This window comes from Archaeoglobus profundus DSM 5631, from assembly GCF_000025285.1.
Lineage (GTDB): Archaea > Halobacteriota > Archaeoglobi > Archaeoglobales > Archaeoglobaceae > Archaeoglobus_B > Archaeoglobus_B profundus.
Map to the genome: position 1 here is coordinate 681,952 of NC_013741.1, position 21,751 is coordinate 703,702.

Below are 21,751 nucleotides of genomic sequence, written 5' to 3' on the forward strand. Positions count from 1 at the left end.
AACGATAAAAATATCAAAATGCTCAAATCTTTCTAAAAATTGCGCTTGCTGTTAGAATAACTCCAACTAGAGCGACTGTAGAACCTAAGATCGTATTAGGTATCAAGAAAGATCCTAACACCAATAGAAGTCCTACGATGAAAGCTACGCCACCCTTCATAAGGTCAGTTTGCCAGAGAGTAAATATACGAAACGGTTTAATTATGAGTGCGCTACGAGCGGGCATGGGTCAAACGATTGCAGAGAAGATTTTGAGTGAGAAAAGTGGGAAAGAAGTTTACGCGGGAGACTTGGTCGTTGCGAAGATCGATCAAATAGCGTTGCAAGATGGAACAGCACCTTTAGCCATAAGAAGGATTAGAGAGCTTGGGAGAGAAGTAAAGGCTGGCAAAATAACTCACTTCTTTATAGATCACGCTTCTCCACCCCCACGTAAAGAATTGGCCAACGATCAGAAGCTGATAAGGAGCTTTGCAAAGGAGATAGGGGCTGATATGAACGACGTTGGTGATGGCGTGATTCATCAGGTGATGATCGAAAAGCACGTCTGCCCAGGAGATTTGGCTGTTGGTGCGGATTCACACACGTGCACCTATGGTGCTTTGGGAGCTTTCGCTACTGGTATGGGTTCCACCGACATTGCAATAGCGATGGTTTTGGGTAAGAACTGGTTCAGAGTTCCGGAGACATTTAGAATTCAAATCGACGGAAGCTTGCCGAAAGGCGTGTTTGCTAAAGACTTGATTCTGCACATAATAGGAGAGTTGGGGGTTGATGGTGCAACCTACAAGGCTTTGGAGTTTCATGGAGAAACTATCAAAGCTATAGACATGGACTCTCGTTTGACTATGGCAAACATGGTTGTTGAATGTGGTGCGAAGGTCGGTTTGTTTGAAACTGACGATGTTACGAGGAGATTTCTCGCTGAAATGGGAAGAGAGAACTGTTTTAAAAAGATCAAAGCCGATGAAGATGCAAATTATGAGAAAGAGCTTTACTTCTCTGCCGAAATCGAGCCTATGATTGCAAAACCTCACAACGTCGATAACGTGGTTCCAGTTAGCGATGTTGAAGGAGTCAAGGTCGATCAGGTTTACGTAGGAACTTGCACGAACGGTAGATTGAGCGACATTGAAATCGTTGCGAAGATGCTAAAAGGTAGAAGGGTTCACAGAGACGTGAGGCTGTTGGTCTGTCCAGCGAGCAGGAGAGTTTATCTAAAGGCACTCGAACTCGGCTATCTCAAAACGATAGTTGAAGCGGGAGGTGTAGTTCTACCACCGGGTTGCGGTCCTTGCGTAGGTATTCACATGGGAGTCTTGGCTGATGGAGAGGTTTGTTTATCAACTCAGAACAGGAATTTCAAGGGTAGGATGGGTAATCCTAACGCGGAAATATACTTAGCATCTCCAGCAACTGCAGTTGCAACTGCAATAAAGGGTGAAATAGCCGATCCGAGAGAGTTCTTATGAATTTTTAATTTTTTTCATAAAAATCATTCTCAGGAATTTCCTTTGGTGAAAATCTCTTCTGGCGTTCTTCCTCAACTATCTTGCCCTGACCCATAAAGATTATCTCTCCAGTTTCCTTAGCAAATCCCTGTTGTCTAAAGCTTGAGTTTGAATTTTCCAGCCAAGTCTGTATGAAGGGTATGTATCATCAACTCCAATCATCAATGTTGTGATTGTAGCCGGAGTCGTTGGCTTTTCTGGAGCTTTCTGTGCACGGCCCAAGGACAGTAATCCCACAACCAGCACGGTCTTTTCGTGGACATAGTGATGGTAGGCGTTGTATATATACCAAACGTTTTATAGCCTTACGAGAACATGGGGCAATGCTGAGCTATCACTGGAGCATACTCAAGGCTTTGAGAGACAATCCCGAAATTCTCATCGAATCTCAAAAAAGGAGGGGAGAGAATGTTGAAATCGTTTACAAAGCTATAGAACTTGACAAACTCTACAGAAAGCTGATGAAGGAACTTGACGAGCTGAGACACGATAGGAACAGGATTTCTCAGGAGATTAGGAAGGCTAAGAGTCAAGAGTTGATAGCAAAAGCTAGGGAAATTTCACAGCTAATCAAGGAGAAGGAGAACGAGCTTAAGAAGGTAGAGAAAGAGCTTAAGGACATTTTGCTTTCAATTCCGAACATAATTCACGAGAGCGTTCCGATTGGAGAGAGCGATGAGGACAACGTTCCAATAAGGTTCTGGGGTAAGTGTAAGGTTTACAGAGAGCATTTAGATGCGTTCCTCAAGCAAACCGAAGGTTTCAATGTAGATTATGAAGTCATAGACAAACCGGTCATAGGTCATGCAGACTATGTCGAAAAGTTCGGATTCGTTGATACGCTTAAAGCGGGAAAGGTTGCTGGCTCGAGATTCTACTACATGTTCGACGATCTAGTATGGTTAGATTTCGCACTGATGATGTACGCTTTGGATTTCTTAGCCAAGCAGGGGTTTAGGGTGGTTATGCCACCCTACATGCTGAACAGGAAAGCCTATCAGGGTGTAACGGCCCTGAGCGATTTCGAGGAGATGCTGTACAAGATTGAGGATGAAGACCTGTATCTGATTGCAACATCGGAACACCCTTTAGCGAGCATGCACATGAACGAGGTTTTAGCTGAAGACGAATTACCTTTGCTTTACGCTGGAGTCAGTCCCTGCTTCAGAAAAGAAGCTGGCGCTCACGGCAAAGACACGAAGGGAATATTCAGAGTTCACATCTTTAACAAGGTTGAGCAGTTCGTCTACTGCTTACCTGAACAAAGCTGGGATTGGCATGAAAAGCTGATAGAGAATGCTGAAAAGCTCTGGCAGGGTTTGGGGATTCCTTACAGGGTTGTGAACGTATGCTCTGGAGATTTGGGTATAGTTGCATCTAAAAAATACGACTTGGAAGCTTGGATGCCAGCCCAAGGAAAGTTCAGGGAGATGGTCTCGTGTAGCAACTGCACGGATTGGCAGAGCTTCAGGTTGAATATAAGGTATGCGGAGAAGAAAGGGGCTCCTTCAAAGGGATTTGTTCATACGCTCAACTCAACTGCAATAGCTACGACAAGAGCTATAACGGCTATAATTGAGAACTTCCAGCTTGAGGATGGCAGGGTTGAGATTCCCAAAGTGCTCAGGAAGTATCTTGAGCCGATTGAATCCGCTCCAAAGGAGTTCATCGAGCCTAAGAAGGATTGATTAATAGATTACAATACCACAAAATTGATTTAAACTTGGGAGTAACTACACCTACCGATGATGAAAAAACAGTACTGATAAGTGATGAATTTGCCGATTTCTGAGGCTAAATCATTTTCTTGACTTTTTCGACAATTTTTGGTAAAATTTCACCGGCCTTTCCGTAAACAACGATGTCAAACAACCAATCCTTGTCAGTTGGATCTTTATTTATTAAAACGAGCTTAGCCCCACTCTCCTTTGCTATAAAAGGCAAACTCGCAGCGGGATAAACCTGAAGAGATGAACCTACAACGATGAAAAGATCAGACTTCTTAGCTTCCTCTATAGCTTCGTTTAGCACGTCTCTTGGCAGTTGTTCACCAAAGAAGACTATCCTCGGCTTTAAATATAAACTACCGCAATTTTCACATTTGATGTCGTCAATTTTGCTAATTATTTCCTCCCACTCGTAAGTCTTTCCACATTTAAGGCAGTCTACGTATTTCAGAGAACCGTGTAGCTCCAAAACCCTTCTACTTCCAGCTTTTTGATGAAGCATGTCTATGTTTTGAGTTATGACAGCCTTGACTATCCCCATTCTCTCAAGCTCTGCAATTGCGTAATGCCCAGCGTTAGGCTTTGCTTTTGTTTTTACAATTAATTCCTTTGCAAAAGCCCAGAATGCTCTTGGATTTCTCATAAATCCATAAATTGATGCAACCTCTTCAGGATCGTATTTACTCCACAAACCGTTCGCACCTCTAAATGTTGGTATACCGCTCTCGGCTGAAATGCCAGCACCTGTAAACACTACAGCGTGCTTCGAATTCTTCAGAAGTCTTGCGATATTATCTATGACCATGTTTAGACATCGGTGAAAAAATTTATTAATTGACTCCTAGTGCTAAGCCTTATGGCGAGAAGAAAGGCTAGAGTAAAGGACAAGTGGAGTATGAAAAAGTGGTATACGCTCATCGCTCCTGAATACTTCGGTCTAGCTGAGATTGGAGAAACACCAGCAGATGATCCGAGCAAAGTGATAAACAGAACGGTTGAGGTTACTCTGGCAGAGCTAACGAACGATTATTCGAATCAGAACCCGTACAAGAAGCTGATATTCAAGGTTTACAGAGTCTCCGGCGAGAACGCGTACACAAAGTTTCATAGATTTGAGATGATGAGAGAGTACATCAACAGCCTAATCAGGAGAAGGACGAGCAAGATAGATGATGTTATCGATGTTACAACAGCTGACGGCTACGTTTTAAGGGTTAAGCCAGTCGCTTTCACCGTCAAGAGATGCAAGACTTCTCAGAAGAGCGCTATCAGGAAGATAATGAGAGAGATTATCATCAACAACGCAAGCCAGAAGAACTTCGTCCAGTTCTTGCAAGAGTGCATCTTGGGAAGAATTCCTTCGGAGATTTACAAGAACGCAAAGAAAATATACCCGCTCAGGAGAGTTGAAATAAGGAAGATCGAGCTTCTGGCTGAACCAAAGCAAGTTGAAGTTGAACAGCCACAGCAGGCTGAAGCTGTAGCTTCTTAACATGTTTTCAGAGGGTTTTGAAAAATTTGTTCTCAAGTTGAATTATCCAAAGCACTGCATTTTTTGCGAGGGTCTCGACTTATCCATTAAAGAGCCTAAGCACCATCCATCTTACGAGATAACCACAGCCTGCAACCTAAATTGCATCTACTGCTACTCCAAAGTTGCCGTGAATAGAGGAACGGCTCCCAAGGAGGGATACTACGGCGATTTGAATCCTAAGGTTGTAACGATCTCGCAGTATGGGGAGCCGTTACTGGCTGGAGTTGATAAAGTTGCAAAGATAATTGAGAAGTTGAGGGAGATTTTTGGAGATGTAAGAATCGATCTGCAAACGAACGGAACGATTGATTTCACGGATTTGGACGGTTTGATAGACATTGCGATGGTAAGCTTAGATGTGGCAAATTCTGAGAGCTACAAGATCGTTACTGGAAAGGACAAATTCCACGATGTTCTCGAAAACATTGAGAATGCCGTGAATATGGACTGCATTTTAACCGTCAGGTCTGTTTTTCTTCCAAACTTTAACGATTCTGAGCTTGTAAAGCTAGCCAAAATTTTGGGTGATATTGGTGTGGATGAGCACTTCATCCAGCCCTGCTCCGTCTATAACGACTGTTTGAACGATCTGCTCTCCGTCGGTTTTGATGTCGAGAGATCAAATAGCCTCTACGATTATCTTAAGGTCGTTTACGATTGTAGCGAGTTTGTAAATGTGGTCATTCCGGGATGTATAAAGGCCGTTTTGGACGAAATATTGAAGCAGTTAGAAGATTTGAGCGATTTGAAGTTTGTTAGGAGAAACTCGATTGCAAGAGAACCGCCAAAGATTAGGAGGGAGTGGAGGTTTGTAATCGATGTCTAGGTCATCCTCTTCTCAACGTACCTTCCCCTAAGCTCTATCTCCTCAGCCCTCTTTATAACCTCTTCAGCCTTTTCGTAAACTTCTCTATAACCTCTAATAAACGCTTCTTTTAGCCTTTCCCAGTTGTCAAAACTCGCTTTGAGAGATTCGAAGTAGACATGCAAATCAACCCCCTTCGGCTCTACTCTGTCCTCAATGAATGCCAAACCAAAATCGACAAAGTAAATCTTACCGTCGCTTAGAATCATGTTCATCGGTGTCACATCTCCGTGAATTATACCGACTCTGTGCATCTTAGCAACTAACCTCCCGATTTCCTCGCTTATCTCTTCGCTCATTACCTCTTTGACTGGCTTTCCCTTGATTCTCTCCATGACTATCTTATCACCTTCAATGTCTAAAATTATCGGAGTGGGAACTCCCTGCCTCCTTGCAAGAGATATTATCTTAGCTTCAGTTTTAGTTCTACTTCTCCTCAAAATCTCATCCAAGTTGGGGTGTCTGTATCGCTTAGGCTTTCTGATCTTCTCAACAATGTTCTCGTAAATTCTAACCTCCGCCTCTCCACCCAAGTAAACTCTCTCAAGCTTTCCGTAATTCAGCATTATCTCACTCCCTTACAAAATGAGGAACAAATCCGTATTTCTGATAGATTCTCTGTGCCTTCTCAGATTTTATAAACTCCAAGAAAGCTTCCGCATTTTCAGGATTCGGAGCGTTCTTAAGCTTGGCTATGTAATAGTTCACCCTGTCACTCATGTCTATCTCAACCTCAACCATTTCAACTGGTAGTCCTTTCATCCGAGCGTAGATGGCCTCAGTGGCCCAAACCCAGCCAGCATCAGCCTTACCTTTCAAAATTCTCTCTGGAGTCTCCCTATGATGAACTAGTGTGTAGATCGTCGTACCCTCTCTAGCTTTCTTTTCCATTATCTTTCTCCTAAGCTTTTCCCCACCAACCTCAAGATACATCTGCACGATATACTTACCTATGTCCTCGTTCTCTGGATTTGGATGAGATACTACAATGTCGTCTCTTGCCAAATCGAATATCGACCTTATTCTCTTCGGATTACCTTTAGGAACCATTAGAACTATGCGGTTGTGCAGGTAAACGAAGTAATCGTCTATAAGCCCTTTCTCCTTGAGCAGCTTCATCGAATCCTCGCTTACAGAACTGTAGACATCTGGAATCTGTGGGAGTACAACATCCCTATACTTCGCGCCTTCGAGAATCTGCTTGAGCAGTAAGCCGGGTGGGAGGGTTTCGTAGAAAATTTTCTCAATACCATACTCCTCTCTAAAAGCCTGCAAAAGCTCGTCCATTACCATAAACTGGTTTCCAGCCATGAAGAGAATTAGCTCAGCCTCATCGGGATACTCCAAACCGTGAATGTCCTTACCCCTATCTTCAGGAATCTCTATCATGTCGAATATATCGAATGAATTAAAGATAAATTTTTAACTCAAAACTCCTCTTCCTCGTAGTAATATTCCTCTTCCTCCTCAAACTCCTCTTCAAGTTCCTCAAGCTCTTCCTCCTCTTCCCTCTCCAAATCTTCAAGGTCGTACTCTTCGTTCGTATCTAGGTTCAAGAACTTACCTTCCCTGTACAGCAGAACTGTTCCGCAGAGGTCACATCTAACTTCCAATCCCTCGTAAAGGTCTTTAAGCTCAATCTCTTCACCGCAGTAGGGACACCTAATTATTTTCGCTGCCATCCCTCAAAGCTTGTACCTTTCAATTTAAGCTTTTTCCTCACAAAATCTTAAAAATCCCGCGTATACTTAGGGTATGGGGTTTGAAAGCTTATTCAGAAAGATTACGGATTACAAGTGGGAGTTACCCAAAAGTTACAAACCAGGGATGAGAGTTCCAGCAGTATTCTACATTAGCCGAAAGCTCATGCAACTTCTCGAGAAGGATGCAGTTGAGCAAGCAGCGAACGTTGCAACTCTACCAGGCATCCAAAAGGCAAGCTTAGTTATGCCAGACGTCCACGTCGGCTACGGTTTTCCGATTGGAGGCGTAGCTGGATTTGACGTTGAGGAGGGTGTTATTAGCCCTGGAGGTGTAGGTTTCGACATAAACTGTCTGTCTCCTAATTCAAGCATCTTGACAGAACACGGATACTGGATCAAGATAGAAGACTTACCCGCAAATGGAGAGAATGTAAAGGTTTACGATGTTGAGGAGGGACACAACGACTCTGGAGAACTCGCATTCGTTTCTGCAAGGAGTGCGGATGATAAGGCCATAAGGATAACGACGGAGTTTGGAAGGGTTTTGGAAGGTAGTTCAGATCATCCAGTTTTGACGAGAAAAGGATACAAGAATCTTGGAGAGATTAAAGAAGGCGACGAAGTTGTAGTATATCCGTTTGAAGGAGTCGAGTTCGAACAATTTGAAGGAACTATTCTAAATGAGGACGATTTCAAAGATTACGATGCGCAAATCGTAAGATATCTTAGAGAAAGAAAATTGATACCGTTGAGATACGAAGACAAGAGAATTGGAACGATTGCGAGGTTGTTGGGATTTGCATTTGGAGATGGTTGCATTGTAAAGAGTGGTAAAAGGTTGACCTTAGAGTTCTACGGTAAATTAGAAACGCTTGAAGAAGTAGCTAAAGACCTTGAAAGCTTGGGTGTGAAAGCTTCAAAGGCTTATTCGAGAAGGAGACATTTAAAGATAAGAAGTCCGTATTCAGAATACTACAGTGATTGCACGGATTGTAGGATAAGGGTTACAGCAAGATCGTTTGCGATACTAATGCACAAACTCGGCTTACCGATAGGTAAAAAGACTGAACAACCTTACAGAATTCCAGATTGGATCAAGAAAGCACCGTTATGGGTTAAGAGGAACTTCTTAGCTGGACTATTCGGAGCGGATGGTAGTAAGGTTGTCTTCAAAGGATACACACCGTTACCGATAAATATAACACAGTCAAAGTCGAAAGAACTTGAATCGAACCTCAGAGAATTTATGGAGGACATTAAAGGCCTACTTAAAGAATTCGAAATTGAAAGCACGATCTACGAAGTGAAATCTTTGGAAGGCTCGGTAACGCTCAGGCTTGCAATCGTCGGAGAAGAAAACGTAAGGAAATTCTTGGCTAAGATTGGATACGAGTATTCAAGAGAGAAGAAGGAGTTGGGTTTGCTCGCTTTGGAATATCTGAAAAGGAAGAATTTAATCAAAGAGCTAAGAGCTAAAGCAATCGAATCTGCAAGGGAAATTCACGAGAGAACTGGAAGCTTGAAGAATGCATGTGCAGTTTGTTGTGAATATGTAAACAGAAGACTTGTAGAGAGAGCGTTGTATGAAAATGTAGAGGATGTTAGAGTCCCGGAAAACTTCCCGACATTTGAAGAGTTCGTTGAAAGGTTTGGAGCTTCTGGTGGATTCGTCTATGACAGGGTTGTAAAGGTTGAAATCGTAGAACCAAAATACGACTTGTTCTACGACATTGGCGTGCTACACAAAGCACACAACTTCATAGCTAACGGTATAGTCGTTCACAACTGTGGAGTAAGGTTAATTCGTTCGAATTTGACTGTAGATGAGGTTAGACCGAAAATTAAGGAGCTTATAGATGAGTTGTTCGTAGCCGTTCCTTCGGGTGTTGGAAGTGAAGGTAGGTTGAGGGTTAGCGATAGAGAACTTAACGAGATTTTGGTTGAGGGTGCTAGATGGGCTGTTGAGAATGGATACGGCTACGAGAAGGATTTGGAGCACTGCGAGGAGAATGGAGCAATGGAAGGAGCAAAACCAGAAGTAGTAAGCAGAACGGCGAGAGAAAGAGGCAAACCACAGCTTGGAACTTTGGGTAGCGGAAATCACTTCTTGGAGGTGCAATACGTTGAAAAGATCTATGATGAGGAGTGTGCCAAAGCGATGGGCTTGGAGGAGGGAATGGTTACCGTAATGGTCCACTGCGGAAGCAGAGGTTTGGGACATCAGGTTTGTAGTGACTTCTTGGTCGTGCTCGATAGAGCGGTAAGGAAATACGGAATAAAGCTCCCAGACAGGCAGTTGGCATGTGCACCGATAAACAGCAAGGAGGGACAAGATTACTTTGGAGGTATGGCCGCATCAGCCAACTACGCTTGGTGTAACAGGCAGATAATCACTCACTGGGTAAGGGAAACCTTCCAGAAGGTCTTTAGAATGAGTGAGGATGATTTGGGAATGGAGCTAGTTTACGATGTTGCACACAACATAGCCAAGTTTGAAACGCACAAAGTTGACGGCAAGAAGATGAAGCTCTGTGTCCACAGAAAGGGAGCTACGAGGGCTTTCGGCCCAGGACATCCAGATATTCCCAAAGACTACCAAAAGATTGGTCAGCCAGTCCTAATACCGGGTTCAATGGGAACACCAAGCTATGTGCTCGTTGGAACTGAAAAAGCTATGGAGGAAACCTTCGGATCAACATGCCACGGAAGTGGTAGAGTTATGAGCAGAGCTGCAGCAAAGAGGAGGTTGAGAGGAGATCAGGTGAAGAACAGACTACTGAAGCAAGGTATATACGTTAGAGCAACACACGGTGCACTTCTTGCTGAAGAGGCTCCAGAGGCTTACAAGATGAGCGACGATGTCGTTGAAGTTGTGCATAGAGCCGGAATTTCAAAAATAGTTGCAAGATTAAGACCCTTAGGCGTTGCTAAGGGTTAAAGCCGTATTTATTTCAAATTTTTGGACATGAAAATTGGTCTGTACTTTATAACGTCTTCAGAGTTTAGTAGAACGCATGAAGAGCTAGCTGAGGCAGTTTTAAGGGTAGGAGTTAGATTTATCCAGTTTAGGGAGAAAAATATGAGTGCCAGACAGATGTTCAGCGTTGCCAAGAATCTGAGGAAGCTTACGTGGGAATATTCTGCAACGCTTATAGTGAATGACAGGGTCGATCTGGCTTTGGCAGTTGAAGCTGACGGTGTTCATTTAGGACAAGACGATTTACCATTCGAAGTTGTGAAAGATATCTTTGACGGAATTGTCGGAGTCTCTACACATAGCGTTGATGAAGCTAAAAAGGCCGAGAGGTATATCGATTACATAAGTGCAGGACCAGTTTTTAGAACTACCACAAAGAAGAATGCCAAAGAGCCGATAGGCTTGGAAGGTCTTAGAAGAATAGTTTCATCTGTCAAAAAGCCCGTTGTAGCGATAGGCGGAATAAACAAATTTAACATTGAGGATGTTCTGAAAACAGGGGTTAAGGGAGTGGCAGTAATTTCTGCAATTGCAAATTCTCAAAATCCGGAGAAATCAGCCAAAGAGTTGTTAGAAATTGTTAAAAGGTATTTGGACGACTAATCTCATGAAGTGCATAACGTTAACGGTGGATGCGATAATTCCATACAAAGGAGGAATCGTGCTTATCAAGAGGAAGAACGAGCCTTTCAAGGATCACTACGCCTTGCCCGGTGGAATAGTTGAATACGGTGAGACGGTAGAGAATGCCTTAATTAGAGAGGTTAAGGAAGAGACTGGATTGGATGTAAAGCCTTACAGACTCATAGGTGTTTACTCCGATCCGAATAGAGATCCAAGAGGGCACTTCGTCTCCGTATGCTTCATTGCAATTCCAAAAGGTGGAGAGCTTAAGGCAAGCAGTGATGCAAAGGATGTAGGTGTTTTCAAGCTCGATTCACTACCGAAGCTTGCTTTCGATCACAACAAGATGATCGAAGATGCCAAGCCTTACTTGGTAGAGCTAATTGAGAGTTAACTTTTTTAACAACCCCAACGTAGCTACCAACCTGCGGAGGTGGTCGCTTGAAGTTCTGTCCAAAGTGCGGTAGCTTCATGATCCTCAAAAACGGTAAGTTCGTCTGCAGGAAGTGCGAATACGAAGAGGAGAGCGAGAAAAAGGAGTTTGTAATAGAATCGAAGAGAAATGAAAACGAAATTCCTGTAATTGAGGAGAGAATTGAGACACTACCAAAGACAAGAGTCGTGTGCCCTTATTGTGGCAATACCGAAGCTTACTGGTGGATAAGGCAGATGAGAGCTGCAGATGAGCCAGAAACTAGGTTCTACAGATGCACAAAATGTGGTAAAACTTGGAGAGAGTACGCTTAAATACTTTTTATTTGTTTTTTGGATTCATTTTTATCTTGGTTAAATTCAACTAAGTTTAAATTTAATTTCTTCTTAGAACTTTTAACATAAAAATCTTGGAAATAAATTCTAATCATTAGTATAATAATAATTTTATAAATTTAGATAAATTTATCTTCTCTAAAGACATTTCAATCTTGAGGTGATGAAAATGGAAAAGAAGGTCGAGAAAAAGGAAGCTGAAAAGGCTGTTAGAGAGATAAGGCTGTTCATTGGAGCATAAAACAGATTATGGAACTTATTAAATATTTTATTGAACTCTTAAAATTTTCTGCAAGGCCTTTGACAATTATCTATCCAATTCCTGTACTCCAGTTCGTAGTGTTTTCGCAGTCCACTCACGACTTAAATTTGCTTTTGATCGCAATATTATTCTCTTTCACATTCTATCCTGCGGTAAACCTATGGAATCACGTGAACGATGTTAAAGAAGATATATTAGGTGGCAAATACAATGTCTTTGCAGAAGGATTAAATGTAAGAATTTTAGGAGTAATCTTGGCTATTTTGTTATATTTAGCAGCTCTTTTAATAGTCCTCAAATACGGAAATTATGTAAGCTTGGCTCTGTTCATATTATGCTTTTTGATAACTTGGACGTATTCAGACAGATTGACCTTAGGTAGATTTCTTGGAAGGTTGAAAGATAATTACGTTACGGAGTTAACTTCATTCGTAATATCCTACCCGTCTTTTACACTACTCATCTGGACTTTCTTCGAAGATTTAAACGTTAAAGCTATTGCCCTTTCATTAACCGTTTTATTTTTCGTGCTTTTCGGAGTTTTCATCAAAGATATCAGAGACGTTAGCGGTGACGAGAAAGCTGGCTTAAAAACGATCGGCGTCGTGTTTAGTCCAAGCAGTTTAATAAAATTAGCTTATACGTCTATAATTTTGTATTATTCAACGATCATAGTATGTGTGTTGATAGATGTTTATGATGTAACAACTATTATTTCCGCCTTGCCAATCATACCAACGTTACTCTTCGTTAAGCAACTTAAAGAGAAGGTGTGGAAATTATCGCTAGAAACTTTACCTTATTTCAAGAGAACTCTGCTCATGAACTTCGTTTCGATAGCGCTATTTATAGTCAGCGGTCTTTTATCTCAATCATGACCGAAGTTCCTGTTCCGTTAAAGCACAAACCTCTTTCGATTTCAGAGAAATGTTTTTTCGCCAAACGTCTGTATCTTATCGATGGAAATGCTGAAAATATACCAAAGTATCTATCGCAAAATTCATTGGCCATGTTCCTTATTTCGATACACCTTCCAGCGAACATCGGTATCGCGTTGGCATCTATAACAAAGAAATCAAAAGAATCTTTGAATTTCTTTTCTTCAAACAAACCTCTAAATGCCTTAACTCCGCCTTCAAAAAATTCTCCTACAAAAAGAGCTTTGTCATGAAATACGTTTAAGTCAAACAATGACGGATAAATTGGTAGAGGATAAGGAGCCAAACCTAGTAAGGACGATCCATAGGTCTCTTCACTAATGAAAGCCAAGCCGTAAGGTGAAACTGTCCTTAGCTTATCTTCTTCGAGCATCCTTACAACTTCGTTCTCGCCGTAAGTCTGTATAAGCCTCTCCCTCTTAAGAAATTCAACAGCGGGAATGCTGTTTACCTCTCCAATAGTAACACCCTTTTTAAGTACATTCACTTCCTTAACGCTCGTGAAAGTATTTCTAATTATCTCTGTGGTTTCTTCGTAACTTTTACCCCTTTCTGGGAAAACGTCGTGAAAGATCGCATTAGTTTTTTCCTTTAAACACACACCAACTGCAGATCTTCCTAAAACATTGTAGTTAGCGAAAATTAAGGGTGTTCCGAAGCCTGCCTCTAAGGGAAGCAGGTTCAGCCCAACAACTGGTTTCTCACCATCAAAAACCCTCAAAGCTTTGTTTGCTGGAAAAACATATTTTTCTTCTAAAAATTTTGAACATCTTTCCAAAACTTCAAGCTTTGATTTTCTATCTCTAGCTCTCCAGAGCCTATACCTCCAAAGTGTGTTGTTCAATATTGAGAAATTAATTATGTCCAATCTACTGCTGAATCTGAAGAGAGGAAATATCGTTATTGCAGAACTCCAGCTTTTCATAGCTCTCTTCAACCTTGTGAAAGTCTCTTCGGCTGTCTTTCCTTTAGTCCATAAAACTTCGACATCATTTTCAAAGAGCAGTAATGCCAAACCCCGTGTCCAAACTCCCTCCTTGGTTACGTACCCTTCAACAATACAACCAGACATCTTACAATCTGGAAATCTCGTCCTAAGATACTTCAACACTTTATCGTAGATTCTCCAAGTGCTCTCGGTTAGAAATAGAAAGTAGAAGCTGGGTTCGAAATCTAGCTCGAGCTTGTTATCAAGATCTCTAACAATTTCATCAAAGTCAGTGTAAAGCGTGTAAACATATTGGATCATGACAGTGCTGAGCGCAGGGATGATATATCCATTTCGAACTTGTAGAGCGACATCTCTTCGTTCGCAATCATGACCAGTACTAAAGTCTTAGAGAGGGGTACTAATCTGACAAAGAGATCTTTGAATTTGGTACCTATCTCGCCAAGCTCCTCCGCAACTATCATATCCAGACTAGCCTTTATATGCCCGTCGAGCCAGTCTACGATCTTTAAAAGTATAATTTTGTCTTTGCATCTGACCAATATGGGATCACCATCTATTCTAAACACTCCGATAAAGATTAGAGAAGGATCGTCCAATATGCTTAAGATTTGGTAAATTCTCGATAACATTCAACCACCCACCTTATCATGTGCTTAACTTCTTCATCGTGGTAAAAACTCTCCATCAATGCCATCTCTATTTTTTCGAGTAGCTCTTTTGGGGTACTTTTTACCTCCTCTTCGCTGAAAATATCTGTTAGCTCCATTTTCTTTCTGATATTTTCGACGTAATGTTTGCTATCGACGACTATTCCCAAACCTTTGAATATTCTGTACGGAAAAACGCCTTCGGCATGCCATGAATTCCTATGCTTAACTATTCTCAAAGTCCTGTCAAGTATTTCTCCGTATCCCAACCTCTTCATGTGAATGAGACAGTCGCAAAGGAATGCGGGAAGTGTTATGCTTGGCACATCTAGGTTACCAGATAACGGCTCTTCAATAGTTATGACTGTCGTTCCGACCCTTCTGAGCTGTTCGAAAAACCAGTTTACCTCTTTCCTTACATTGTAATCTGGCGTAGATAGAAGGGGAGTGAAAGAGTCTATAACTATTCTAACATTGCCGTTAGCGCTCTTGAGTATGAAATTTATAAGCTCGTTGTTTAGGAATGTTATATCTTCGACGATGAACTTCCCTATTTTTAGAAGTCCGTACTCAATGTAACTCCTAACATCCCAACCCATATTCTCAGCAGTTTTTATAACATCATCTTCATCCATGTCGAATGAAACGAAAAGACAACACTCCTTATTTTTTAGACCTTGAAGAACATATTGAAGCGTAAATATGGTCTTTCCAACTCCTGTACCTCCTAGGACGACATTAATTGTATTTGGTAGAAATCCTCCACTTAGCAGAGGATCCAATCCAAATACGCCGGTTTTGACTCTCATCATCATTCACCCAATCTCTGTGGCTTAAAGTACTTAATAAAAGTTGCCCTATGACTCTTAAAAAATCTGAAAAACAAAAATGTATAAAAAATTATTCAACTTTAATCTTCTTACCCTTCTTTTCGGGATACTTCTTCTTAAATATTACCTCCAATACTCCGTTGTTGTATCTCGCTTTTGCAGAATCAGGAATAACTTCGCATGGAAGCTCCACCCTTTCGTAGTACCTTCTGTTCTCGCTTTCAGCCTTTATCTCAAGCTCTCTCTCGGTTGCATTTAGCTCGATGTCTTCCTTGCTAACTCCGGGCATCTCCGCTATAACTTGAACTTCTTCATCCGTCTCAATTACGTCAATGAGCGGTTTCCTCTCTTCAATGCCCGTTTCACTTATTTCTGGCTTAGTTCCGAACTCCTTTATCTCCGGCTTTCCGTCTGGTCCGATTCTTATGCTGAAACCTCTTATTATTGGTTTCATCTCACCCTCCCCTCTCTCGAACCTTCTGAACATCTCCTCTATATCCCTAACCATCCTCTCAAATATCTCATCTATGAAATCAAATTCCCTACCGAATATATCAAATGGCTCCCATTCCTCCCTCCTCCTTCTTCTCCACCAGGCCATGTCCACCACCTCCAGAAATTAAAGTTAAGCGTACATTTTGTGGAAGGTTTCCATTATCTCCTCATATTTCTTCAAGTCTTCTTTGGTCAAACTCGGCTTAACCCTTTCGATCGCCTTCTCTAGGTGTCTCTTAGTAATTCTTATCCTCTTAGCTATCTCCTTAGCTTCTTCCTTGGTCATTCCGGGCTTTACAGCTTCTCTTATCGCAAGCATACCAGCCTCTCTGCAAACAGCCTCTATGTCTGCACCAGTGTAACCTTCGGTTTTTTCAGCCAACCACTCGCATATCAACTCTCTCAGCTTCTCCTCCAACTTTCTCCTTAGTTCATCTGGCAACTTGTCGATATCTTGGGCACTCTTAACCTTATCGAACTCCTTGTTTTCAGCCTTTAACAACTCAACCGCTTTTCTTACGTCTTCGTCATCGAAGGCGAGAGGTTTTCCTCTGAGGTGTATCTTGAAGATCTCCTTTCTTCCAGCCTTGTCCGGTGGCGGGATGTATATGTGTCTCTCGATTCTTCCCGGTCTTAGTAAAGCTGGATCGATCATGTCGGGTCTGTTAGTTGCAGCAATCACAAACACATCCTTAAGCTCCTCTATACCATCCAATTCGGTCAATAGCTGGCTGACAACTCTTTCCGTCACATTAGTGTCAGCACCTAATCCCCTCCTCGGTGCTAAGGCGTCTATTTCATCGAAGAACAGAATGCATGGAGCAACCTGCTTGGCCTTTCTGAACATTTCCCTTACGTGTCTCTCACTATTGTGAACAACAATTCCACCTGCTATGAAGTTTGAACCCTCAACAACTTCAACCAAGTCGTAGACGAACTTATCTTCTCTGTTTAACTTTCGAATCGAAGACACTCTATCGAAAAACAGTGCTTTAACTTTGTATCCTAATTTCAAGGCTACTCTATCGCTTAAAACGTCAACATTACTGCAGTTTACGAGCTCTGCTGGAACATCGGTCTTTCCTCTCGTCCACCTTCTACTCATTAGAAACTCATTTATTCTGACCATCTTATCCTTCTGAATGAACCCTATCTCCTCTGCAAATATCCTTATGAACTCAGTTCTTCCTATTAAAATCCTGTATTCGTAGTTGCCACATCTGTTCCTTCTAACCTTTAGATTGGCTACAATTCCAAATCTTTGAAGTGCAACGAGTAACTCGTTAGCTAACTGCCTGCTCGTCGTTACAGCCTCTATGAAGGCTGATCTTTTGTGATTCTTAAGGTAGAACGATCCGTCACCACTGAAGTAACCTTGCAGTACCTTAGCGAGCAAATCCCTTCTAAGAGATAGGGCATCTCCAAGCCTCTTGTTCTTTGCACCAACTCCGAAATGCTCGAAGAACTTTAGACCCTTTATGTGGTAGCTTCCGTCATCGTAGTATTTGCCCTCCAAACCAAGTTTCTCGCAAATCTCATTCAGCTTCTCTATAATATCTTCATCCCTCGTGTGTATCCTTACTCTACCTTTATTCATCGATCCTTCCGCTATGTATAATCCTATCAGCAAAGCCAAATCTTCGTTTATCTTAACCCCTTCTACCTCATCCTCATGCAGTTCTGGAAGGTACTGCGGTATTAGAACGATGTCCCCCTTCTTAAGCTCTGATGTCTTTATTGGTACGATTTCACCGTTCCTAATCGTAAATATTGAGTGATCCGCAGTAACCTTTACAATTCTTCCGGTTTTTGTTCTTATCTCATATATTGGAGTCCTTCTGACATGCTTGGCTACCCTCTCCAACTTCGAAAAAACAACCTCGTCGCTTTCAAATCTAATGCAGGGTATCTCTATTTCTTCTCCGTTCATCCAAGCATTATAAAGCTCCTCAGCTGTCAAAACCTTAAGCTTACCATTCACCTTAGCTAAAACTATTTCATCTCCAGTTATTGACTCACCGACCCACTTACTCAGCAACTCAGGACCTTTAACACTTATGAAGTTGGCGTTAGCTTCGTTTGCTACGGCCTTAGCCAGCAGTGTTTTACCCGTGCCGGGCGGTCCGTAAAGCAGGATTCCCTTAGGTGGCTTTATGCCAGTAGCTCTGTAGATGTCTGGATACTTCAAAGGCCATTCTATAGCCTCTCTCAACTCCTGCTTCGCATGCTCAAGCCCACCCACATCATCCCACGTGACCTTCGGGATTTCTACAAGCACCTCTCTCATTGCAGAAGGCTCTATCAACTTAAGAGCCTCCAAGAAGTCCTCCTTCGTAACCTTAAGTCTCTCAAGCACTTCCTCTGGAATCTCCTCAGCCTCGACATCTATCTCTCCGCTCTCTATCCTCTTCCTCAACGCATGCATTGCAGCTTCCTTAGCCAAAGCGGCAAGATCTGCACCTACGAAACCTACCGTCAGATCTGCTAATTCTTCAAGCATCAAGTCTATGAGCCTGTTTCTGACCTCGCTAAAGATTTCTTCATCCTCTTTGAGTATGTTAACTATCTCCTCCTCACTCGTAGCCTTCTCGACTCTTTCTATGAATTTGTCAACATTCTTACCCTCTTCCTTCATCTGTCTAAGAACCTTAAGCACATCGTTCCTGTTGTAATCTGGCTCTATTGGCATTCCCCTAGTGTGAATCTGCAAAATCTCCTTCCTACCCTCTCTATCTGGGACACCGATCTCAATTTCTCTATCGAATCTACCGGGTCTTCTCAAAGCTGGATCAATCGCATCCGGTCTGTTGGTTGCGCCTATTACGATGACGTCTCCTCTAGCCTCTAAACCATCCATCAAAGCCAAAAGCTGAGCTACAACCCTTCTTTCAACTTCTCCTGTAACTTCCTCTCTTTTTGGAGCTATTGCGTCAATCTCGTCGAAGAATATTATCGATGGAGCATTCTCCTTAGCCTCCTCAAATATCTCCCTTAATCTCTGCTCTGACTCTCCGTAGTACTTGCTCATGATCTCTGGGCCGCTCACAGGAATGAAGTGTGCATCAACCTCGTTAGCAACGGCTTTAGCAATTAAAGTCTTACCAGTTCCCGGTGGCCCGTACAACAGTACACCCTTCGGCGGATCTATTCCTAAGCGTTGGAAGAGTTCGGGATGCTTCAGTGGGAGTTCTATCATCTCCCTAACTAGTCTAAGTTCCCTCTTCAGGCCACCTATGTCTTCATAAGTTACGTTAGGAACGTTCCTCTTGATTTCTTCAACTGGCCTCTCCTTAAGTTCTATGTCCGTATCTCTGTTCACTATAACGACACCTGTCGGCTTAGTTGAGACTATTACAAATGTCAAAACGTGCCCGAACACTTCAACCCTGATCTTCTGCCCTCTCTTAACCGGTCTTCCCTCCAAGAGTCTGAGCAGGTAAGCTTCACCGCCCATCAGTCTAACTGGCTCTGTTGGAGCTAGAACTATCTTCTCAGCAGGCCTCGCCTCAACCTTTCTTATTCTAACCCTGTCACCTATCCCAACTCCAGCGTTGTTTCTAATGCTACCGTCTATCCTGATAATCCCCTTACCCCTATCCTCAGGATAGCCCGGCCAGACTATTGCTGGAACAGTTTCCTTACCTATAATCTCTATGACATCACCGCTCTGCAATCCCAGTTTTTCCATAACTTCGGGATCTATTCTCGCAATGCCTCTACCAACATCTCGATAATACGCCTCGGCGACCCTCAAAACTGCTTCCTTCTTATCCGTCAAGCTCATCACCTCCTAAACTTCCAAACGATCCTACCACCCTCAACAACCCTTTCTATTAACCCCCTCTCCTCCAACCTCTTTAAGGCCGATTCGACTTCAGAATACATTAATCCAAAGTACTCCGCTATTTCAAGCTCTCTCAAGCCTTTAGCTAATCCATATAATACAAGCTTCTCAATTTCATCGTTTGTAAACTTTTCCACAGCCGAAAGTAGCTCGCCCATAATTTCGTTGATCTTGGAGTTCACATAACACTGAATTCTAGAGAGCACATCTTGCATCCTCTCAATTCTCGATAATGTTTCAGTTATGCTTGAGATATCTCTTGAGTATCTTAGATTGAGCAGATCTTGCATAACGTTGACGAGATCGTTCTTTTCAATGTTCCCATTCTCTACAACCTTTGCCGAGAATCTGTAGGGTGATAAAGTTACCTCTAGTCTGAAGCTCTTATCGATGTAGTAGTACCTCCTCTTCCCCTCCTCGAAGCTCTTGACTATTCCAGCTTTTTCAAGCTTCTCTAAGTGTTCGATTACGACCTTTGGAGCCATCTTCAAACAGTAAGCAATTTCGCTGACGTAGCATGGTTTCTGAGCTAAGAGGGACAATATCCTTCTTCTACTCTCGTTTCCAAGAATGTCAAGGAGTTCATTGACATCCATTGTAATCACCCTAACCAAGGTTTACTAACTTTTGGTTAGTAAAGAAATATATAAAGATTTCGATTAAGTCGGAAAGGAGAGCGTCAAAATTGTTCAAAATTTTATTTCATCCTAACGTGGACATAAATATGATCCTTGTGATAGGGCTCCAAGCTTCCGTAAGCAATCACCTTAAAGCTCTCCTTCAGCCTCCTTATAACCTGTCTGAAAACATCTTCAGGCTCAGCCGTTGAGTCTATGCTTCTAGCTTTAACCATTATAACTCCCTCACCATCTTCCTTCAAAAAGAATCGGGCGTTGTTCTCAAAAATCTCTATCTGGTTTTTCTGAGCTATGTCCTGATATATGAAGTCCACTTTCTCTACTATTCCACTGTACTTCCAAGGCTTTGAAGCATCTTGTAGTAGTGGTATTATATTCTTTCTCTCCTTTGCAAGCTCAAGGAACTTGGCAAAGGGCTTTGCAGAATATTCCACAGCGTAAACAACGCCTTCGTCAACTATATCCGCTACATGGCTGACAGTCGTTCCACTTGCGGCACCTAAGTAGAGTACCTTCCAGTTTGGCTTTATATCTATCACGTAACCCTTCATGAACATCGCAGAAAGCTTACTTCTTGAAGGAATCCACTCTCTGAACTCTCCAATCTTTCTCTCGCCGTAATGACTTCCATACTTGCTTTTAGTAGCCAATATCTTGACACCGTCTTTCTCAAGCATGTAAACATTGTGAATTATGCGCTTGGCATTCATGACGGTAGGTTGAATAAAGAATAAAAATAACTTTCCTACCCCTCTTTGTGTTCAAGGCTTTGGTAGTTGATATAGACGGAACTTTGACGGATAAGAAGAGGGCAATAAACTGCAGAGCGGTCGAAGCACTTAGAAAACTAAAGATTCCTGTTGTCTTGGCAACCGGAAACATTTCATGCTTTGCAAGGGCTGTAGCTAAGATTATAGGTGTTTCCGATATTGTAATAGCTGAGAACGGAGGTGTTGTCAGATTCAGCTACGACGGAGAGGACATAGTTCTGGGGGATAGAAGTAAATGCTTAAGAGCTTTGGAGACACTTAGAAAACGCTTCAAAGTAGAGCTTCTCGACAACGAATATAGGAAGTCTGAGGTCTGCATGAGGAGGAACTTCCCTATAGAGGAAGCTAGAAAGATACTGCCAAAAGATGTTAGAATAGTCGATACAGGCTTCGCATACCACATAATCGATGCAAATGTCAGCAAGGGGAAGGCTTTGATGTTCATAGCCGATAAGCTTGGCTTGGACGTTAAGGATTTCATTGCGATAGGTGATTCCGAAAACGACATTGAAATGTTGGAAGTTGCAGGTTTTGGCGTTGCAGTTGCGAATGCGGATGAAAAGCTTAAGGAGGTAGCGGATTTGGTCACATCGAAGCCTAATGGAGACGGAGTTGTCGAAGCTCTTGAGTTCTTGGGACTCATTTAGAAAACACTTTTATTCAGTC

At 42.3% G+C, this 21,751-nt stretch carries 23 protein-coding genes; 10 read left to right on the top strand and 13 right to left on the bottom strand.

Annotated features, from left to right (window positions below; all coding sequences use genetic code 11):
- Positions 1-22 precede the first annotated feature (22 nt).
- Positions 23-160: a hypothetical protein gene (locus ARCPR_RS09730; protein ID WP_012940192.1), complete on the bottom strand. Its 138-nt coding sequence runs from the start codon at positions 158-160 to the stop codon at positions 23-25.
- Between the two features lie 64 nt (positions 161-224).
- On the opposite strand from ARCPR_RS09730, the gene ARCPR_RS03950 reads away from it, so the two are divergent.
- Positions 225-1,472, top strand: a complete 1,248-nt coding sequence (locus ARCPR_RS03950) for a 3-isopropylmalate dehydratase large subunit (RefSeq protein WP_012940193.1) — start codon at positions 225-227, stop codon at positions 1,470-1,472.
- Between the two features lie 99 nt (positions 1,473-1,571).
- On the opposite strand, the gene ARCPR_RS03955 is transcribed toward ARCPR_RS03950, so the two are convergent.
- A complete protein-coding gene (locus tag ARCPR_RS03955) occupies positions 1,572-1,757 on the bottom strand; it encodes a hypothetical protein (RefSeq protein WP_048084376.1) in 186 nt (61 codons plus the stop codon).
- Between the two features lie 77 nt (positions 1,758-1,834).
- On the opposite strand from ARCPR_RS03955, the gene serS reads away from it, so the two are divergent.
- On the top strand, positions 1,835-3,199 hold the full coding sequence (serS, locus tag ARCPR_RS03960; RefSeq protein ID WP_012940194.1) for a serine--tRNA ligase: 1,365 nt from the start codon (positions 1,835-1,837) through the stop codon (positions 3,197-3,199).
- A 106-nt stretch (positions 3,200-3,305) separates the two neighbouring features.
- On the opposite strand, the gene cobB is transcribed toward serS, so the two are convergent.
- The gene (gene cobB, locus ARCPR_RS03965) at positions 3,306-4,043 is read right to left on the bottom strand and encodes an NAD-dependent protein deacetylase (protein ID WP_012940195.1); all 738 of its coding nucleotides are present in this window, start codon (positions 4,041-4,043) and stop codon (positions 3,306-3,308) included.
- Positions 4,044-4,094: 51 nt separating this feature from the next.
- Between cobB and ARCPR_RS03970 the strand changes: the two genes are divergently transcribed.
- Positions 4,095-4,730 carry a 30S ribosomal protein S3ae gene (locus tag ARCPR_RS03970; protein ID WP_012940196.1) on the top strand — a complete coding sequence of 212 codons (636 nt, stop codon included), beginning with the start codon at positions 4,095-4,097 and terminating at the stop codon, positions 4,728-4,730.
- Position 4,731: 1 nt separating this feature from the next.
- Positions 4,732-5,598: a radical SAM protein gene (locus tag ARCPR_RS03975; RefSeq protein ID WP_012940197.1), complete on the top strand. Its 867-nt coding sequence runs from the start codon at positions 4,732-4,734 to the stop codon at positions 5,596-5,598.
- Here the strand turns inward: ARCPR_RS03975 and ARCPR_RS03980 are convergent.
- Genes ARCPR_RS03980 through ARCPR_RS09735 form a run of 3 tightly spaced genes read right to left on the bottom strand, consistent with a single transcriptional unit; the run spans position 5,595 to position 7,319 of the window.
- A complete protein-coding gene (locus ARCPR_RS03980) occupies positions 5,595-6,203 on the bottom strand; it encodes a Kae1-associated kinase Bud32 (protein ID WP_012940198.1) in 609 nt (202 codons plus the stop codon). The genes ARCPR_RS03975 and ARCPR_RS03980 overlap by 4 nt on opposite strands.
- Before the next feature lie 4 nt (positions 6,204-6,207).
- Positions 6,208-7,026 (bottom strand): molybdate ABC transporter substrate-binding protein, encoded by an 819-nt coding sequence (gene modA, locus ARCPR_RS03985; protein ID WP_012940199.1) that lies wholly within the window; start codon positions 7,024-7,026, stop codon positions 6,208-6,210.
- 38 nt (positions 7,027-7,064) lie between these two features.
- Complete coding sequence (locus tag ARCPR_RS09735; protein ID WP_012940200.1) at positions 7,065-7,319, bottom strand: hypothetical protein; 255 nt, start codon at positions 7,317-7,319, stop codon at positions 7,065-7,067.
- Between the two features lie 73 nt (positions 7,320-7,392).
- On the opposite strand from ARCPR_RS09735, the gene ARCPR_RS03995 reads away from it, so the two are divergent.
- The 5 genes from ARCPR_RS03995 (at position 7,393) to ARCPR_RS04015 (ending at position 12,849) form a co-directional block, all read left to right on the top strand.
- Positions 7,393-10,278 carry an intein-containing RctB family protein gene (locus ARCPR_RS03995; protein ID WP_012940201.1) on the top strand — a complete coding sequence of 962 codons (2,886 nt, stop codon included), beginning with the start codon at positions 7,393-7,395 and terminating at the stop codon, positions 10,276-10,278.
- 27 nt (positions 10,279-10,305) lie between these two features.
- The gene (gene thiE / locus ARCPR_RS04000) at positions 10,306-10,920 is read left to right on the top strand and encodes a thiamine phosphate synthase (RefSeq protein ID WP_012940202.1); all 615 of its coding nucleotides are present in this window, start codon (positions 10,306-10,308) and stop codon (positions 10,918-10,920) included.
- 4 nt (positions 10,921-10,924) lie between these two features.
- Complete coding sequence (locus ARCPR_RS04005; protein WP_012940203.1) at positions 10,925-11,335, top strand: NUDIX domain-containing protein; 411 nt, start codon at positions 10,925-10,927, stop codon at positions 11,333-11,335.
- A gap of 47 nt (positions 11,336-11,382) precedes the next feature.
- Entirely contained in the window at positions 11,383-11,688 is a 306-nt protein-coding gene (locus tag ARCPR_RS04010; protein ID WP_012940204.1) for a transcription factor S, read from the top strand.
- A 270-nt stretch (positions 11,689-11,958) separates the two neighbouring features.
- Complete coding sequence (locus ARCPR_RS04015; protein ID WP_012940205.1) at positions 11,959-12,849, top strand: UbiA family prenyltransferase; 891 nt, start codon at positions 11,959-11,961, stop codon at positions 12,847-12,849.
- Here ARCPR_RS04015 and ARCPR_RS04020 read toward each other — a convergent pair.
- From ARCPR_RS04020 to ARCPR_RS04050, 7 genes are all read right to left on the bottom strand, one after another.
- Entirely contained in the window at positions 12,824-14,158 is a 1,335-nt protein-coding gene (locus tag ARCPR_RS04020) for an FIST N-terminal domain-containing protein (RefSeq protein WP_012940206.1), read from the bottom strand. The two genes, ARCPR_RS04015 and ARCPR_RS04020, sit on opposite strands and share 26 nt — an antisense overlap.
- On the bottom strand, positions 14,155-14,490 hold the full coding sequence (locus tag ARCPR_RS04025; RefSeq protein WP_012940207.1) for a hypothetical protein: 336 nt from the start codon (positions 14,488-14,490) through the stop codon (positions 14,155-14,157). The genes ARCPR_RS04020 and ARCPR_RS04025 overlap by 4 nt, the downstream gene beginning before the upstream one ends.
- Positions 14,463-15,317 carry an RAD55 family ATPase gene (locus ARCPR_RS04030; RefSeq protein ID WP_012940208.1) on the bottom strand — a complete coding sequence of 285 codons (855 nt, stop codon included), beginning with the start codon at positions 15,315-15,317 and terminating at the stop codon, positions 14,463-14,465. Before ARCPR_RS04030 ends, ARCPR_RS04025 begins: the two co-directional genes overlap by 28 nt.
- 91 nt (positions 15,318-15,408) lie before the next feature.
- Positions 15,409-15,939: an archaeal heat shock protein Hsp20 gene (gene hsp20, locus ARCPR_RS04035; protein ID WP_012940209.1), complete on the bottom strand. Its 531-nt coding sequence runs from the start codon at positions 15,937-15,939 to the stop codon at positions 15,409-15,411.
- 24 nt (positions 15,940-15,963) lie between these two features.
- Positions 15,964-19,611 (bottom strand): CDC48 family AAA ATPase, encoded by a 3,648-nt coding sequence (locus ARCPR_RS10110; RefSeq protein ID WP_280959708.1) that lies wholly within the window; start codon positions 19,609-19,611, stop codon positions 15,964-15,966.
- A 5-nt stretch (positions 19,612-19,616) separates the two neighbouring features.
- Positions 19,617-20,273, bottom strand: a complete 657-nt coding sequence (locus ARCPR_RS04045) for a metalloregulator ArsR/SmtB family transcription factor (RefSeq protein ID WP_012940211.1) — start codon at positions 20,271-20,273, stop codon at positions 19,617-19,619.
- Between the two features lie 101 nt (positions 20,274-20,374).
- Positions 20,375-21,025 carry a fibrillarin-like rRNA/tRNA 2'-O-methyltransferase gene (locus tag ARCPR_RS04050; protein WP_012940212.1) on the bottom strand — a complete coding sequence of 217 codons (651 nt, stop codon included), beginning with the start codon at positions 21,023-21,025 and terminating at the stop codon, positions 20,375-20,377.
- Between the two features lie 47 nt (positions 21,026-21,072).
- Between ARCPR_RS04050 and ARCPR_RS04055 the strand changes: the two genes are divergently transcribed.
- A complete protein-coding gene (locus ARCPR_RS04055) occupies positions 21,073-21,732 on the top strand; it encodes a phosphoglycolate phosphatase (protein WP_012940213.1) in 660 nt (219 codons plus the stop codon).
- Positions 21,733-21,751: the final 19 nt, after the last annotated feature.